Below are 15980 nucleotides of genomic sequence, written 5' to 3'. Positions count from 1 at the left end.
AGGAACTCCCTTCGGCCGCCGGAGGCATCCCCCCTCTCCTATCTTCCCAGCAGGAATATTCCGTTGGTCGCCCGCAGGTTGGGCAGCCAGTTCAGGATCAGGCCCGTACGCGCCGAGGGCTCGGTCTTCACCGCCACGGCCTCGATGACCGGGATGGAGTGGCGCACGCAGAAGCGCTTGAAGTCCACCAGGGTGATGACGCGGATGTTGGGGGTGTCGTTCCACTCGTAGGGCAGCTCCGGGGTCACGGGGGCGCGGCCCTGGAAGAACATCTGGCAGCGGCCGCGCCAGTGGGCGAAGTTGGGGAAGCTGACCACGGCCCTGCGGCCCACGCGCAGCATCTGGCGGATGAGCTCCAGGGGCTCGGCCACCTGCTGCAAGGTCTGGGAGAGCACCACGAAGTCGAAGAAGTGGTCGGGGTAGTCCATGACCTCGAGGGTGATGTCGCCCTGGAGGATGGAGACGCCCCGCGCGATGCCCTCGGCGGCCTTGGCTTCGTCCTGCTCCACGCCGTAGCCTTGCACGTTCTTGGCCTGGTGCAGGTATTCCAGCAGCTCGCCCTGGCCGCAGCCCAGGTCCAGCACGCGCGATCCCGGTGCGATCCAGGAGGCGATGAGGTCGAGATCGTAACGCATCTAGAGAATCCCCCTGGCCAGGTCGCGGCTGGTGCGCTCCAGGTGGCCGGAGATGAGCCCGGCCAGGCGGGGGCTGTCCAGCAGGAAGGCGTCGTGCCCCCAGTGGGCCTCGATCTCGCAGAAGCTCACGTCCTTTCCGGCGCGCTTGAGGGCCTGCACCAGCTCGCGGGACTGGTAGGTGGGGTAGAGCCAGTCCGAGCTGAAGGAGACCACCAGGAAGCGGGCCTTGCCGCGCGAGAACGCCTTGGTGAGCGAGCCGCTGCCGTGGGTGGCGCCCAGGTCGAAGTAGTCGGCGGCGCGGGTGATGTAGAGGAAGGAGTTGGCGTCGAAGCGCTCCACGAACTTGCGGCCCTGGTAGCGCAGGTAGGACTCCACCTGGAAGTCGGCGTCGAAACTGAAGGAGAAGTCGGCCCTGTCCTGCAGGCCCCGGCCGAACTTGTGGCGCATGGCCTCGTCCGAGAGGTAGGTGATGTGCCCGATCATGCGGGCCACGGCCAGGCCGTGGGCGGGCTTGCAGCAGCTGTAGTAGCGGCCGCCGTTCCAGTCCGGGTCGGCCACGATGGCCTGGCGGGCCACCTCGTGGAAGGCGATCTGCAGGGCCGAATGCCGGGGCGCGGTGGCCAGGGCGATGGCGGAGACGAGCCTGTCGGGGTAGCGCGCGGCCCACTCCAGCACCTGCATCCCGCCCATGGAGCCGCCCACGGCGGCCAGCAGGCGCTTGACGCCCAGGTGGTCCAGCAGGGCCTTCTGCGCCCTGACCATGTCCCCGATGGTGAGCACCGGGAAGTCCGGCCCGTAGGGCTGGCCCGTGGCCGGGTCGACGCTGGCCGGGCCGGTGGAGCCCATGCAGCCGCCCAGCACGTTGGAACAGATGACGAAATACTGGTTGGTGTCGATGCCCTTGCCCGGCCCGATCATCACCTCCCACCAGCCCGGCTTGGGGTCGGAGCCGCTGTAGACACCTGCGGCGTGGCTGTCGCCGGTGAGGGCGTGGCAGACCAGCACGGCGTTGGAGCCGTCGGGGTTCAGAGCGCCGTAGGTCTCGTAGGCCAGGGTCACGGGGCCGATGACGGCGCCGCTCTCCAGGGGCATGGGCTCATCCTGGGCGAAGGTGAAGAGGCGCTTCTCCACCAGGCCCACGCCCGCGGCGTCCAGGTCGTGCTCGGCGTATTCGCTCACCTGGGGCCGCCTATTGGCGCACGCAAATGGTTCATGGCCAGCGCCACCTGGAGTTCCAGGCGCTCGCACAGGTGACCGTGATTCTCGCCCGGCTGGTTCGAGAGCGCCTTCTCCAGAGCCTGGGCCGCGGCTTCCACGCCCGTGGCGCAGACCACGGCCGCCATGCCCTTGAGGGTGTGGGCGGCGCGGACGGCTTCGGAATGATTGCCCCCCTCCATGGCCGCGCGCAACGAATCGAGGGTGGAGCCGCAGTTCTTGACGAACAGGGCCAGCAGCTCCGGCAGGATGTCGCCCATGTTGGCGAAGCGCCTGGCCTGCTGGGCCGTGTCGAACGGTTCTCCCCCTCTCGGGGCGGGGGCCGCGGTTTCAGCCTGTTTTGCCGGGGCCTTTTCCGCTTCGGCGGGGCAGGCCACTGAGACCGAGCAGACTTCCAGGATGACGCGCTCGAAATGCTCCAGGTCCAGGGGTTTTGAGAGGTAGGCGTCCATGCCCGCCTCGAGGAAGCGCTCCTCGTCGCCGCGCATGGCGTGGGCAGTGACGGCCACGATGGGGATGCGCGGGTCGAACCGGGAGCCGTCGTGGCCCCTGATGGCCAGGGTGGCCTCCATGCCGTCCATCTCGGGCATGGAGATGTCCATGAGCACGATGTCGAAGACGTCGCGGGCCAGAGCGTCCAGGGCCGCCCGCCCGTTCTCGGCGGCCGTGACCCTGTGCCCGCGCTGGATCAGGAATTTGGTGGTGAAGCGCCTGTTCACCGCGTTGTCCTCGGCCAGCAGGATGCGCAGGGAGGCCTTCGATCCGCCGCCCGTCTGGAACTGGTGGGCCTCCGAGGCTTCGTGGGCGGGACCATCGGCGTCCTGCTCGCTCAGCCCCACCGGGATGATGCAGGTGAACACCGCCCCGCCGCCTATTGCGTTGCGGGCCGAGATGGCGCCGCCCATGGCCTCCAGCAGGCGCTTGCACACGGCGAGGCCCAGGCCCGCGCCGGGGTGCCGCCAGCGGCCGAGGAGGGCCGCCCTGGCCGGGGCGTCCCGCAGCGCGGACATGCCGTATTCGTCCAGACCGATGCCGGTGTCCTCAACTTCCAGCACGAGCAGGCCCGGGGTCTCCATCCTGGCGCGCACGGCGACCTTACCTGCGGAGGTGAACTTGACCGCGTTGTCCAGCAGGCAGGCCGCAACCTGGCGCAGCCGGGCCTGATCGGTCCGCACGTTCGACGGCACATCCTGCGCGACCTCCAGAGAGAGCACCAGCCCCTTGCGGCTGGCCGCGCGGGAGAACGCCTCCAGCACGGCCTCGAGCACCTGGCGCACGTCGAAATCCGAGGCGGCGTGGACGTCGTTGCCGGATTCGGTGTCGGTGTAGTCCAGCAGGTTGTCCATGACGAAACGCAGGGAAGAGGCGGCCGTCTCCATGTCCTCCAGGATGTCGCGCTGGGCCTGGGTGGGTTCGCTGTCCAGCAGCAGGCGGACCATGCCCAGGATGGAGCTCAGGGGGGTGCGCATCTCCCGGCTGACGTTGGTCAGGAAGCGGCTCCTGAAGCTGGCGGCGCGGCCGTGCTCCTCGCGCTCGCGGAGCAGCTCCGTGCGGCATTCCCCGATGCCTGCCTCGGGGATCTCCATCAGGGCCCACAGGAATTGCTCCTGATCTCCGGAGCGCACAGGCACGGAGCGCACCGCCACGGGGATCTCCCTGCCGGAGGAGGTCCGCAGGGAGAGCCTGCGGGTCGGGGCCGCCTTGACGGGCATATCCTGCAAGGGTTCGCCCGAGCTGGAGAGGAAGGCCTCCAGGGGCGCGCCCGCCAGGGCTTCTGGCGAGAGGCCCGTCATCTCCCCCATCCGGGAGTTTACCCGGAGCAATGCGCCGTCCTGGTCAGTGGCAGCGAGGCCCACCGGAGCCTCCTCCCATTGCGAACGGGCGTAGGGAGTCTCCGACGGAACGCGGTCAGCGAATTCTGATTCAAATGATTCTGTAGCCATGAACACAACCTCTTGAGCGAGCAGGTCACACTGCATTGCGATGCGGGGCAATCTCTGGCGCGATTATTTCGAACGTATCCCAAACCGAGGCGTAGTGAAAGAGCTCCGGCTTTTTTTTCCTGTTTGTTAAGGCTTTTTAAGAATTGCTCCTTCCTGCCATCAGCCCTTATTTCCTTCCTCATGCCCTGGGGGGTGACTTCGCGCCGCTTTGGGGCTATCCACGGCTCATCCCACTCCCAGGAGCCGCCATGCGCAGCAAACTCATGACCGGCGGGCTGGAGAAAGCCCCCCACCGCTCCCTGCTCCACGCTCTCGGCCTGACCCGAGAGGAAATCGACCGCCCCCTGGTCGGCATAGTCAACTCCGCCAACGAGGTGGTCCCCGGCCACCTGCACCTCGACACCATCGCCAACGCGGCCAAGGCCGGCGTGCGCATGGCCGGCGGCACGCCCATGGAATTCCCCGTGATCGGCGTGTGCGACGGCCTGGCCATGAACCACGCGGGCATGCGCTACTCGCTGCCCAGCCGCGAAATCATCGCGGACTCCATCGAAATCATGGCCACGGCGCACCCTTTCGACGCCCTGGTGATGATCCCCAACTGCGACAAGACCGTGCCCGCCATGCTCATGGCCATGCTGCGGCTGAACATCCCCTCCATCCTGATTTCGGGTGGCCCCATGCTGGCGGGCTCCTCCGCGGGCGGCCCGGTGGACCTCATCAGCGTGTTCGAGGCCGTGGGCCGCGTGAAGCGCGGCGAGATGGACGAGGAGCAGCTCTGCGACCTGGAGATGAAGGCCTGCCCGGGCTGCGGCTCCTGCTCGGGCATGTTCACGGCCAACTCCATGAACTGCCTGTCGGAATCCATCGGCCTGGCCCTGCCCGGCAACGGCACCATCCCGGCGGTGACGGCCGCGCGCGTGCGCCTGGCCAAGTACGCGGGCATGAAGGTCATGGAGCTGCTGGCCCGCGACATCAAGCCCCGCGACATCGTGACCAAGGCCTCCGTGGCCAACGCCGTGACCATGGACATGGCCCTGGGCTGCTCCACCAACACGGTGCTGCACCTGCCCGCCATCTTCGCCGAGGCCGACCTGGACCTGACCCTGGACATCTTCGACGAGGTCAGCGCGCGCACCCCCAACGTCTGCAAGCTCTCGCCCGCAGGCCACCACCACATCGAGGACCTGCACCGCGCCGGCGGCATCCCCGCCGTGATGCAGGCCCTGGCCAAGCGCGGGCTCATCGACACCTCGCTCATGACCGTCACCGGCAAGACCGTTGGCGAGAACCTGGCCGAGATCAAGCCCGTCATCGCCGACGAGGACGTGATCCGCGACAAGGCCCCCTACTCCGAGAAGGGCGGCATCGCCGTGCTGCGCGGCTCCTTGGCCCCGGAAGGCGCGGTTGTCAAGCAGTCCGCCGTGGCCCCGGAGATGATGCAGCGCACCCTCACCGCACGCTGCTTCGACTCGGAAGAGACCGCCTACGCGGCCATCCTGGCCGGGGAGATCAAGCCCGACATGGCCATCGTCATCCGCTACGAAGGCCCCCAGGGCGGCCCCGGCATGCGGGAGATGCTCTCCCCCACGGCGGCCATCATGGGCATGGGCCTGGGCTCGGACGTGGCCCTGCTCACGGACGGGCGCTTCTCCGGCGGCACGCGCGGCCCGGCCATCGGGCACATCTCGCCCGAGGCGGCCGAGGGCGGCCCCATCGGCCTGGTCAAGGACGGGGACAAGATCCAGATCGACATCCCGGCGCGCAAGCTGGAGCTGCTCGTCTCCGAGGAGGAGATGGCGGCCCGCCGCGCGGCCTTCAAGCCCGTGGAGAAGCCCCTGCCCTCGCGCATGCTGCGCCGCTACGCCCGCTCGGTGAAGTCCGCCGCGTACGGGGCCGCGATGAAATAGGCTGCGCCAGCCCTGAAACGAAAAAAGCCCGGCTTGCGCCGGGCTTTTTTTATGCCGCGCCGGGCGGCGCGATACTATTGGCCCGGCTGCTGGCCGGGCTGCTGGCCGCCGCTTGCCGGGGGACGGCCTTGCATGTTCCGGGGCTGCAGGTGGCTGGGTTCGTCCTGCCGCTGCATCTGGCCGGGCATGTCCTGGGGCTGCATCTGCCCGGGGGTGCCCATGCCGGGAGAGCCGTTCATCATGGAGCCAGACCCCATGCCCGCGCCCGAGTCCATGCCAGACCCCATGCCCGATCCTGAGCCCATGCCTGAACCGGAACTGCCGGAGCCCATGCCGCCCCCCATGCCGCCGCCGGAGTTGCCCCCGCCCATGCCGCCGGAGGAGCTGTGTCCGCCTCCTCCGCCGCCACCGCCGGAGCCCCCTCCACCGGATCCACCACCGCCTCCGCCACCGCCGCCCATGCCCGCAAAGGCCAGGGAGCTCACCAGCAACAGGGCGAGGCACACCGCCACGACCTTTTTCACGTGTTGGGATATCATCGTCATGCCTCGTATTCCTCCTTTGGGAGAACGCCTCCCATAGCGGATCATTTCGTACCGGAACAATGCGCCCGGACAGCCTTCGGGGCCGCGATCACCGCAGCAACCCTGTTCCGGGCCCGATCCTTGCGGCCCCCGAAGCCGACGAACCCGTAACGGCCCTGTTTCCGGCGCCGGCGGGCGCACCCGAGCGCGCAGCGGCCCGGGCCTTCGTTCCATTCCTGTTAATGAGCCATATCATGGCCACTGCCCAGGTCGAGACCCAAAGCAGCGTCAGCAGCAATTCCATCGGGATCGTCAAAACAGCGAAGTGCAACACGACCGTATCCTCCTGTCATGCGCCCACATTGTGGGCGCGGCTGCCTCTGCATGGTTGATGCCACGGAAATGTTCCATGATATCAACACAGGTTAAGGGGCTTGTGCAGCGCGAAGTGCAGATGCCTGCACAAACGGCGTGTCTGGTTGCGCAAGGCGGCGACGCTGGGCCGGGACGGGACAGGCCAGGGCCGGGTTGGGTGTTGCGGGTCAGACGTGAAGCCCTGAAACAAGAAAGGCCCCTCGCAAGGGAGGGGCCTTTGAGTTCTCTCGGAGCGGCTACTTCATCCGTTTCCAGGGCCTGCCTTCCTCGGCGGGCACCACGTAGTAGCGGCCCAGACGGTGAGGATGCACCTGCGGCGGCAGGCCGCCCAGCACCCAGTGCCTGCCCTGGCGCGACCAGTACATCCCGGCGACCGGGTCCCAGTAGACGTTCCAGGCCGGGTAGTACCAGTAGTTGACCACCGGCACCCGGTACACCCGGACCGGAGGCGGGGGCGGCGGAGGCGGCGGGGGGTAGCCTGGGGTGACGATCACCGCCGGAGGTTCGTAGACGTAGACCTTGCGGGCCTGCGCCGTGGCTGTCGAAGCCAGGCACAGGGCCAACGCCGCCAATGCTGCCGTGCTCATTCGCATGGATATCTCCCGCGCGCGCCGGAGCGGAACCATTTCCTTCCCGGCGGGCGTCCTCTGCGGGTACGATAGCACGCCTGATCGCCGCCCGCACCCTCGCCACGGGTTAACAATTTGAAACCCTGGCCCGGTTGCCGGGAGGCCCGGCCGGGTATATCTCCCCCGGACAACCCCGCTCGCAAGGAGTCCCGCTTGCTGCTCAACGGCCCAACCCTCTTCGTCCTCTCGGCGCTGGTGCTGAGCTATCTTGTCACCGGGCTGGCGCGGCGGCTCAACCTCCGCTGCCTGAGCGACGTCATCCCGCCCGAATTCGAAGGCGTGTTCGACCCCGGCCAGTACCGCCGCTCCCAGGAGTACATGCGCGCCGGAGCCCGGCTGGAGCAACTGCGCGAGAGCTTCGATACGTTTTTGGCCTGCGCCTTCGTGCTGGCCGGGGGCATCGGCTGGGCCGACTCCCTGGCGCGCGGCCTGGCCGGGCGGCTGGGCCTGGGGGAACTGGGCGTGGGATTGACCTTCCTGGGCGGGCTGGCCCTGGCCCAGGCCGTCCTGAGCCTGCCCTTCGACGTGTACGCAACCTTCCGGCTGGAGGCCCGCTTCGGCTTCAACCGCACAACGCCGGGCCTGTTCATCGCCGACCGGCTCAAAGGCCTGGCCCTGGGGGCCATCCTGGGCGGCACACTCGTCTCCGGGGTGATCTGGGCCTACATGCGCCTGGGCTCGGCGGCCTGGCTGGCGGCCTGGGGCGTGGTGGCGGGGTTCACGGCGCTCATGCTCTGGCTGGGGCCGGCCTGGCTGCTGCCCCTGTTCAACCGCTTCACCCCGCTGCCGCCAGGGGAGTTGCGCAGCGCCATCGAGGCCTTTGCGGCCAGGCACGGCATCGGGCTCGACGGCATCTTCGTCATGGACGGCTCGCGCCGCTCGGCCAAGGCCAACGCCTTCGTCACGGGGCTTGGCCGGAAGAAGCGCATCAGTCTGTACGACACCTTGATGGACAGATTGTCACACGAACAAGTGGTGGCGGTGCTGGCCCACGAGGTGGGGCACAGCCTGCGCAGGCACATCCTCAAAGGGTTCGTCACGGCCATGCTCAAAACGGGCCTGCTGCTTGCCGTGCTCCAGGCCATGCTGGCCAGCGCCCCCCTGCAACTTGCGTTCGGGGTGGCGCAGCCCTCGGTGCACGTTGGCCTGGCCGTGTTCGCCCTGGCCTATCAGCCCCTGGCCCTGCTGCTGGCGGCCTCGGCCAACGCCCTCTCCAGGCGCTTCGAGTTCGAGGCCGACGCCTTCGCCGCCGACAGCCCCGAACGCGCCAAGGCCCTGGCCGGGGCACTCAAGGAGCTCAGCGTGGCCAATCTTGCCAACCTCAATCCGCACCCCCTCGCCGTCTGGCTTCATTACACCCATCCGCCCGTGCTGGAGCGCGTCCGGCGGCTGGAGGATGCGGCCCGCGCCGGTGAAGCGGGCATGCCCACTCACAATTGAAATTGAACATCGTCACAATATTCATTATTAGTAAAGAATGTCATCAAGAACTAGGCGGTTGCTGCGGGAAGCCATACTGGTCAAGCTGCCCAATCTGGGGAAGTGCCGCAGTGTGCTGTTGTGCATCCTGATGCTCGGCGTGGTGGGGTACCTCGACTACCTGACCACCTATGAAATAAGCGTTGCCATACTGTACCTGCTGCCGGTCTTCGTGGCCACGGTCTCAACGGGGCTGCGCGGCGGCCTGGTAACGAGCCTGGCCTGCTCCGCATCGCGGACAATCACCGACATCCTCTCGGGGGAGGTCGTCAGCTCAGCGTTTTCGCTCTACTCCAACTTCTTCATCACCTTCCTCGTGTTCGCCAGCTTCGCCTGGCTGCTGTGCGAACTGCACGAGACCTACCTGGAGGAGGCCAGGGCCAGCCGCACCGACGAGCTCACCGGCATCGCCAACCGCAAGCACTTCTACGAGGCGGCCACCCTGGAGCTGGATCGCTGCAGGCGTTTCGGCAAACCCCTCAACCTGCTCATCGTGGACGCGGACAACTTCAAGACACTCAACGACACCCGCGGCCACCTCACCGGAGACAAGGCCCTGCAGGTCATCGCCCAGACCATCGTGAAGAACGTGCGCTCCATCGACCTGGTGGCCAGGCTGGGCGGCGACGAGTTCGCGGTGCTCCTGCCCGAGATCGGGCCGGAGGAAACCCGAACAGTGGCGGACAAGATCCACAACATGGTCCTCAGGGCCATGCGCGAGAACGGCTGGCCCCTGACATGCAGCGTGGGCGCTGTCTCCTGCCAGGACCACAGCGCATCCCTGGAGACCATCCTGCACAAGGCGGACATGGCCATGTACGAATCAAAGCGCACCGGCAAGGACCGCATCACCGAAGACAATTCCTGCTGAGCAGGCCCCCTACTCCAGCGGGCAATACCCCTGTGAGATGCCCGCGCACTCCGTGAACACCCTGGCCTCGCAGCGGCAGCAGATGTCGTAGTCGATATTCTTGAGCACCTCACGCACGGCTTCGGACTTGCTGCCGAACACCTCCCCCTTGCCCAGGCCCTGCATGCACCCGCCCCGCCGCAGGGTGTCGAGCACCTCGCCCTTGAGCGAGCACAGGTAGAGCCTGCGTCCCTCCTTGACCAGGGAGGTCTCCTCCTGGAAGACCATCTGGCAGCCCGTCACGTCGATGAAGTTCACCCCGCTGGCAACCACGATCACGTGCCTCTGCCCCGGGCTGGCCGCCAGGATGTGGTGCAGCTCCTCCGAGATGTGGTTCACCGCGCCGAAGAATATGGAGCCGTCCAGCCGCAGGATCTTGATCTGCGGGCACTCCGGCAGGTTGCGCGCCGCCGCGTTGGCCAGCCGCCTGCGCCTGCCCGAGGGGTCCGGGGCCAGCACGATGAAGTGCGGGTGCGCGGTGCGGTTGAGGTAGAACAGCAGCGAGAGCATCACCCCGGCGAAGAGCGCGAACTCGAGGTTGACCGCCAGGCTGGAGACCGCCGTGAGCACCATCACCAGCGCCTCCAGGCGGCTGGTGCGCCAGATGCGCTCGATGTCGCGCCAGTGGATGAGCCCGCCCGCCACCACCAGCAGCACCCCTGCCACCGCCGCGAGGGGCAGCCGCCCCGTGAGCGGGGCGATGAGCAGCACGGCCAGGGCCACGGCCGCGGCGGAGACGATGGCCGCCACCGGCGTTCTGGCCCCGGCCTGGAGGTTCACCCCGGTGCGCGTGAACGAGCCCGAGGAGGCATAGGACGAGAAGAAGCTCCCCACCAGGTTGGAGATGCCCTGCGCGCAGAACTCCTGGTTGTTGTCCAGGCGCTGGCCCGTGCGCGCGGCCACGGCCCGGGCGATGGACACGGCCTCGGCCAGGCCCAGCATGGCCACGGCCAGCGCGCCGGGGACCAGATCGCCCAGGGAGGACCATGCCCCGAGCGGCCATGATGCCGGCGGAAGCCCGCCCGGCAGGGCCCCGGCCATGCGGATGCCCGCCTCCTCGCCGCCCAGGACGGTTGCCAGCAGGCCCCCGGCCAGCATCCCGGCCAGCAGGGCTGGCCACTTGGGGGCGAAACGCCTGCACAGCAGGGCCGCGCACAGGGAGGCGGCGCCCACGGCCAGCGTGGCGGGTTCCGCGCGGCCGATCATGTCCGGCAGGGCGGCAACCAGCTTGTGCAGCGGCCCCTTGGGCGGCTCCACGCCCAGCATGTTCCCGAGCTGTCCCAGGCCGATGAGCACTGCCGCCCCCATGGTGAAGCCCGTCATCACGGACTGGGACACGAAGTTGATCAGACCGCCCATGCGCGCCAGGCCCAAGGCCAGTTGGAAGACCCCCGTGAGCAGGGTCAGGCCCAGGGCCAGGGCGATGTAGGGCGCGGAGAACGGCTCGGCCATGGCCGAGAGGTTGGCGTAGATGACGATGGAAATGGCCGTGGTGGGCCCAGAGATCAGATGCAGGGAGGAGCCGAAAACGGCGGCCAGGGCCGTGGGGACGATGGCGGTGTACAGCCCGAATTCGGGGGGCAGCCCGGCTATCATGGCGAAGGCGATGCCCTGCGGCAGAACGATCACCGCTCCGGTGAGCCCGGCCATCAGGTCCGCCCGGAGCGTAGCTTTGCTGACCGCGCCCCGCCAGGAGCAGCACCCAGGGAGATGGACGGATTTGCGGATGAACTCCGCCACAGCGCCGGATGTCAGCATGCGGCCTCCGATCTGCGCCCGCCACACCGGGGGTTCGGACAGTCTACGCGCCGCCCTGCGACAGGAAGGGGCAGGTCATCTCCTCGGGCTCCACGTTGCGTTCGATCTCGAACTCCTTGCGGCCCATCTCCTCGCAGAGCCTGCGCGTGTTGACCCTGCGCCTGGGCACGGAAACCCGGTTCTCGTCGCAGATGACGATCACCTCGGGGTGCAGCGGGCTCCCCTCGATCTGGCGGGAGACCACGGCGTAGCAGCCGTTGCGCAGTTGCACCACGCTGTTGGCCGGGAACACGCCCATGCGCTTGATGAACAGGTCCACCATGTCCTTGGGGAAGGCCTTGTCCCGCTGTTTGAAGAGCGTGCGAATGGCCGTGTGGGCCGAAACCCGCCCGTGGTACACCCGGTCGGAGGTGATGGCGTCGAACACGTCCACGATGCTCACCAGGTAGCTGTGCGGATGGATGGCGTCACCCTTGAGGCCGTGCGGATAACCGCTGCCGTCCATGCGCTCGTGGTGCTCCAGGGTGGCGCGCAGCACCAGGGGGTCGACCCCTTTCTGGGCCCTGAGGTGCTCGTGGCCCAGGCGGCTGTGCTGCTTGACCACCTCGAACTCTTCCTTGGTGAGCTTGTCGGGCTTGGCGATGAGCTCCTTGGGCACCAGGCATTTGCCCACGTCGTGCAGGATGCCCGCCAAACCCACGATCTCCAGGGCGTTGCGATCCAGTTGCATGGCTTCGCCCAACAGCACGCCCAGCGCGGCGAGGTTCACGGAGTGCGTGTAGGTGTAGTCGTCGAAGCTCTTGAGCAGCAGGAGGTTGTGCAGCACGTCTTCGTTGGTGTGCACGGAGCTTATCAGGTGCCCCACGAGGTCCTTGAGTTCGTCCACGTCCAACTGCTCGCCGCCGACCACGCCCCGGGTGAGCTTGCGCGTGGAGCGCATGGCCTGGTCGAAGAGCTTGCGGGCGAAACGGGCCGTGCGGGCCGGGTCGGTCGGCGGCGGCACCGGGGGCAGGTCCGCCGTGGCGCCGGCGGGCTCGGTTCTCCCGGCCTGCGGCGGGTCGAAGCGGGGCGGGGGGCCGAACCCTTCGGTGGTGTGCTCGAAGGCGTCGGGCGTGGCCTGGCCGGCATGGCAGGCCGCCCCGCCCTTGCTGCCTCGGGCGGGGTCGATCTCTACGTGGCGCACACCCAGGCGCTGCAGCTCGTCGATGAGCCGCTGGTCCCGGATGACGCCAAGGCGCGAGGAAACGAAGGGATGGCGGAACCAGGAAAGGTCGAAGGAACTGACAAACATGCCAGGTTTGAGCTCCTCCAGGGGAATCCACATGCTCATGCCGTCCGCCCGCGCCAACCCCGACCGTTAAAGGATGAATTTATGAGGCGTCTATCATAGCAGTATGCCTCGCGCGACACAATACTCACGGAGCTGTTTCCGGCGACGGGCGAACCGTATCGCGTGAAACGAAGCAGGCCCGCCGTCAGCATGGGGAAAGGGCCTAGGGCAGGGCCTGCCCCCCCTTGAGGTAGTGGGCCACGGCCATGATCGTGTTCACGTAGGTCTCGGAGTGGTTGTAGCGGAAAAGGGACTCGCGCAGCGTGGCCTCGTCCTCGAGGTTGCCGGTGAAGCCGTGGGCCCGCAGGTAGTTGCCCATGGAGTTCACGGCGTCGCGCACGTTGAAGATGTCCACCACCCCGTCCCCGTCGCCGTCCACGCCGAAACGCAACAGGCTCGACGGCATGAACTGGCTCACCCCGATGGCCCCGTAGATGGAGCCGGGCATGGCCGCGACGTCGAGCTTGTTGCGCTCCCCGTAGGTGAACAGGGCCTTGAGCTCGGAGTAGGCCCAGGCGGCCTTCTCGGCGGCCTTGGAATCGAGCCAGGCCATGCGTTCGGGGGTCACCTTCTCGCCCGCGAACACGCTCATCACGGTGGCGGCCTTGGAGCTGGCGGCCATGCTGGCCAGGTTGTTCAGGGCCAGGTTGTCGCCCAGGAACTTGCCCGCGCGCGTCTCCACGGTGAGCAGGCCCACGGTGGCCTCGGGGGGCACGCCGTAGCGCTGGCGCACCTCGTCCAGCACGGCCTTGTTGGCCAGGTAGAACTCCTTGGCCTCGCCCAGGCGCTCGGGGGTGATGATGGCCTCGTACATCTGCGGCGGGCCGCTGGCGGCCAGGGCCTTGAGGTCGTCCTGCACCTGCTGCGGGGCCTTGGCCTGCTCCTGCTGGGCCAGGGTGAGCATGTCCAGGCTGTAGCGGCCGTCCACGGGCATGCCGTGCTCGCGCTGGAAGGCCCGCACGCCGCTGCGGAACAGGTAGTCCGGCCTGCCGTTGGCGGGCCCGCTGAAGTAGCCCAGCTCGGTGAAGCGCTTCTGGAGCTCGCGCACCACGTCGGAGCCGAACTTCGAGGTGTACATCTCCAGGAGCTTCTTGCCCATGGGGTCCACGCTGAAGCGCACGTCCGGCCTGGAGAACGCCGCCTTGACCTGGGCCGCCGGGATGCCGTCGGCCGTCAGGCGGGTCTTCACCGCGTCGAACTCGGCCGCCTGGGCGGTAGCCGGAACGCACGCGGCTGTGAGCAGGATGAGCAGGATGAATCGTTTCATGTTCAACCCTCCGAGAGCATTTTGCCCAGGTCCAGCAGGGCGGCGCGGCCGTCCTCCATGCCGCAGGCCAGATGCAGCCCCGCCCCGCTCCAGCACAGGCAGGAGACAGGCGACACCGGGTCCAGCCCCAGGGGGAAGGCCGTGAAGCGCTTGAGCTCCGCCAGGAGCACCGTGCCGTCGCCGAACCCGGCCGCCGCGAAGGGGATGCGGGTGTTGGCGGCCAGGGCGGTCATGCGGGCCTCCTCCTGCACGGCGAAGGCCACGGGCTCCGGGTTCTGGCTGAAGCACTCCGGCACGGGCCAGCAGACCACGGCCCGGGTTCCGGTGTGCAGCAGGTAGCGCCCGTCCAGCGACCAACCCAGCTGCCCGGGCTTGGCGGGCAGGCCGCCCAGTTGGAACACCTTGCGCGAGGCCAGGTCCACCACGTGGATGGCGTTCTCCTGGTGCCCGCAGGTCAGGAAGTTGCCGTCCGGGGAGAAGGCCGGGGCCAGGTTCAGGCCGCGCAGCTCCAGAAAGATCGGCTCGGAGGGTTCGTCCAGGTCCCACAGGGAGACGCCGCCCACGTGGGTGGCCGCCAGGATGCCCCCGGCCGGGCTGAAGGCCAGCCCGGAGACGTTGCCCTGGTGCGGGCCGTACTCCGTCATGGAGCCCAGCCCCAGGTCGAACACCAGCACCGTGCGCCCGGCCGCCACGGCCAGCGTGCCGCCGTCCTGGCTGACGGCCATGACCTCCAGCCAGTGCCCCGGGACTTCATGCACCACGGTGCACTCGCCGGCGGGCGAGGTGTAGACCAGCCTGCCGTCGTCGCCGCCGGAAAGCCAGCCGCCCTTGGGATGCGCCGCCAGGGACATGCAGGAGCCGCCCTCGTGCGGGGCGCGGAAGCGCGCCTCCAGGCCGTCCAGGTCGATGACCGCGATGCGCCCGTCGCCCAGGGCGAAGGCCATCTCCGCGCTGTCCGCGCTGAAGGCGGCGCGCTCGGGGTAGGCACCCAGGTCCCACTCCAGCATGCCGGAGCCCAGCTCCCTGGCGGCGGTCATGACGTCACCAGGCAGTCGCGGAAGGCGATCTGCAGGGCCAGGCTGTCCAGGCCGCGGCCGATGAACACGGCCTTGCTGCCGCGCTGCTCGCCCTCTTTCCAGGGCATCCCGAAACCCATCTCCATGAGCATGTGCACCCCCTGGAACACCAGCCGCTGCTTCTCGCCCGGCAGATGCAGGATCCCCTTGCAGCGGTAGACGTTCTGGCCCTGGGCGTTGAGGAACTCGCCGATCCACTTCTTGAAGCGCTCGAAGTCCACGGCCTTGTCCGAAACCAGGGAGACGGACTGCACGTGCCCGTGGCTGTGCTCGTGCGCGCCCTCGTCGAGCAGCTCGGGCTCGATGTCCAGCAGGCGCAGCAGGTCGAAGGAGCGCCGCCCCATGACCTTCTCCAGGGGCACGTCGCAGCGCGTGGCCGGGATGATCTCCACCGAGGGGTTGAGCTCGCGGATGCGCGCTCGGGCCTCCTCCAGCCCGGCCTCGTCCACCAGGTCGCACTTGTTGAGGATCACCGCGTCCGCGAAGATCACCTGCTCGCGGGCCTCGGCGCTGCGCTCCAGCTGGCCCTGGAAGTGGCGGGAGTCCACCACGGCGACCACGGCGTCCAGGGCGGTGCGCTCCTTGGTTTCCTGGTCCAGGAAGAAGGTCTGGATCACGGGCGCGGGGTCGGCCAGGCCCGTGGTTTCGATGATGACGCCGTCGAGCTGCCCTTTGCGGCGGATCAGCCCGCCCACCATGCGGATCAGGTCGCCGCGCACGGTGCAGCAGATGCAGCCGTTGTTCATCTCGAAGATTTCCTCGTCGCTGTGGGCCACGAGCTCGTTGTCGATGCCTACCTCACCGAATTCGTTGACGATCACGGCGTAGCGCTTGCCGTGCTCCTGGGTGAGGATGCGGTTGAGCAGCGTGGTCTTGCCCGCGCCGAGATAGCCGGTGAGAACCGTAACCGGAATGGGGAGCATAAAACG

Annotated in this window: 13 protein-coding genes; 3 read left to right on the top strand and 10 right to left on the bottom strand. The window is 68.1% G+C overall.

The genetic code is table 11. From position 1 onward, the window contains the following. Positions 1–38 precede the first annotated feature (38 nt). The 3 genes from metW to MLE27_RS05605 are packed head-to-tail and all read right to left on the bottom strand — an operon-like array spanning position 39 to position 3793. Positions 39–635, bottom strand: a complete 597-nt coding sequence (metW, locus tag MLE27_RS05615; RefSeq protein ID WP_243310937.1) for a methionine biosynthesis protein MetW — start codon at positions 633–635, stop codon at positions 39–41. Continuing rightward, complete coding sequence (gene metX / locus MLE27_RS05610; RefSeq protein ID WP_243310936.1) at positions 636–1814, bottom strand: homoserine O-acetyltransferase MetX; 1179 nt, start codon at positions 1812–1814, stop codon at positions 636–638. It lies immediately after the preceding gene. Continuing rightward, entirely contained in the window at positions 1811–3793 is a 1983-nt protein-coding gene (locus MLE27_RS05605; protein WP_243310935.1) for a response regulator, read from the bottom strand. Before MLE27_RS05605 ends, metX begins: the two co-directional genes overlap by 4 nt. A gap of 248 nt (positions 3794–4041) precedes the next feature. Here MLE27_RS05605 and ilvD point away from each other — a divergent pair, with 248 nt between their 5' ends. Next, positions 4042–5703, top strand: coding sequence for a dihydroxy-acid dehydratase (gene ilvD, locus MLE27_RS05600; RefSeq protein WP_243310934.1), 1662 nt, complete (start codon positions 4042–4044; stop codon positions 5701–5703). Between the two features lie 74 nt (positions 5704–5777). Here the strand turns inward: ilvD and MLE27_RS05595 are convergent, their stop codons facing one another. Both MLE27_RS05595 and MLE27_RS05590 read right to left on the bottom strand, forming a co-directional pair. Further along, positions 5778–6248 (bottom strand): hypothetical protein, encoded by a 471-nt coding sequence (locus MLE27_RS05595; RefSeq protein ID WP_243310933.1) that lies wholly within the window; start codon positions 6246–6248, stop codon positions 5778–5780. Positions 6249–6838: 590 nt separating this feature from the next. Next, positions 6839–7195, bottom strand: coding sequence for a hypothetical protein (locus MLE27_RS05590; RefSeq protein WP_243310932.1), 357 nt, complete (start codon positions 7193–7195; stop codon positions 6839–6841). 189 nt (positions 7196–7384) lie between these two features. On the opposite strand from MLE27_RS05590, the gene MLE27_RS05585 reads away from it, so the two are divergent. Both MLE27_RS05585 and MLE27_RS05580 read left to right on the top strand, forming a co-directional pair. Then, complete coding sequence (locus tag MLE27_RS05585; RefSeq protein ID WP_243310931.1) at positions 7385–8671, top strand: M48 family metallopeptidase; 1287 nt, start codon at positions 7385–7387, stop codon at positions 8669–8671. Between the two features lie 112 nt (positions 8672–8783). Beyond that, a complete protein-coding gene (locus MLE27_RS05580; protein ID WP_243310930.1) occupies positions 8784–9581 on the top strand; it encodes a GGDEF domain-containing protein in 798 nt (265 codons plus the stop codon). 9 nt (positions 9582–9590) lie between these two features. Here the strand turns inward: MLE27_RS05580 and MLE27_RS05575 are convergent, their stop codons facing one another. The 5 genes from MLE27_RS05575 to MLE27_RS05555 form a co-directional block, all read right to left on the bottom strand. Beyond that, positions 9591–11378: a SulP family inorganic anion transporter gene (locus MLE27_RS05575; RefSeq protein ID WP_243310926.1), complete on the bottom strand. Its 1788-nt coding sequence runs from the start codon at positions 11376–11378 to the stop codon at positions 9591–9593. Between the two features lie 43 nt (positions 11379–11421). After that, positions 11422–12708, bottom strand: coding sequence for an HD-GYP domain-containing protein (locus MLE27_RS05570; protein ID WP_243310925.1), 1287 nt, complete (start codon positions 12706–12708; stop codon positions 11422–11424). Positions 12709–12871: 163 nt separating this feature from the next. Next, a complete protein-coding gene (locus tag MLE27_RS05565; protein WP_243310924.1) occupies positions 12872–13975 on the bottom strand; it encodes a lytic murein transglycosylase in 1104 nt (367 codons plus the stop codon). 2 nt (positions 13976–13977) lie between these two features. Further along, positions 13978–15012 (bottom strand): WD40 repeat domain-containing protein, encoded by a 1035-nt coding sequence (locus MLE27_RS05560; protein WP_243310923.1) that lies wholly within the window; start codon positions 15010–15012, stop codon positions 13978–13980. Further along, positions 15009–15974, bottom strand: coding sequence for a CobW family GTP-binding protein (locus MLE27_RS05555; RefSeq protein WP_243310922.1), 966 nt, complete (start codon positions 15972–15974; stop codon positions 15009–15011). Before MLE27_RS05555 ends, MLE27_RS05560 begins: the two co-directional genes overlap by 4 nt. Positions 15975–15980 lie beyond the last annotated feature (6 nt).

Origin of the sequence: Fundidesulfovibrio agrisoli, from assembly GCF_022808715.1 — a bacterium.
Lineage (GTDB): Bacteria > Desulfobacterota > Desulfovibrionia > Desulfovibrionales > Desulfovibrionaceae > Fundidesulfovibrio > Fundidesulfovibrio agrisoli.
Note: the sequence above shows the minus strand (reverse complement) of the source record. Positions and strands in the feature narration are given on the sequence as shown.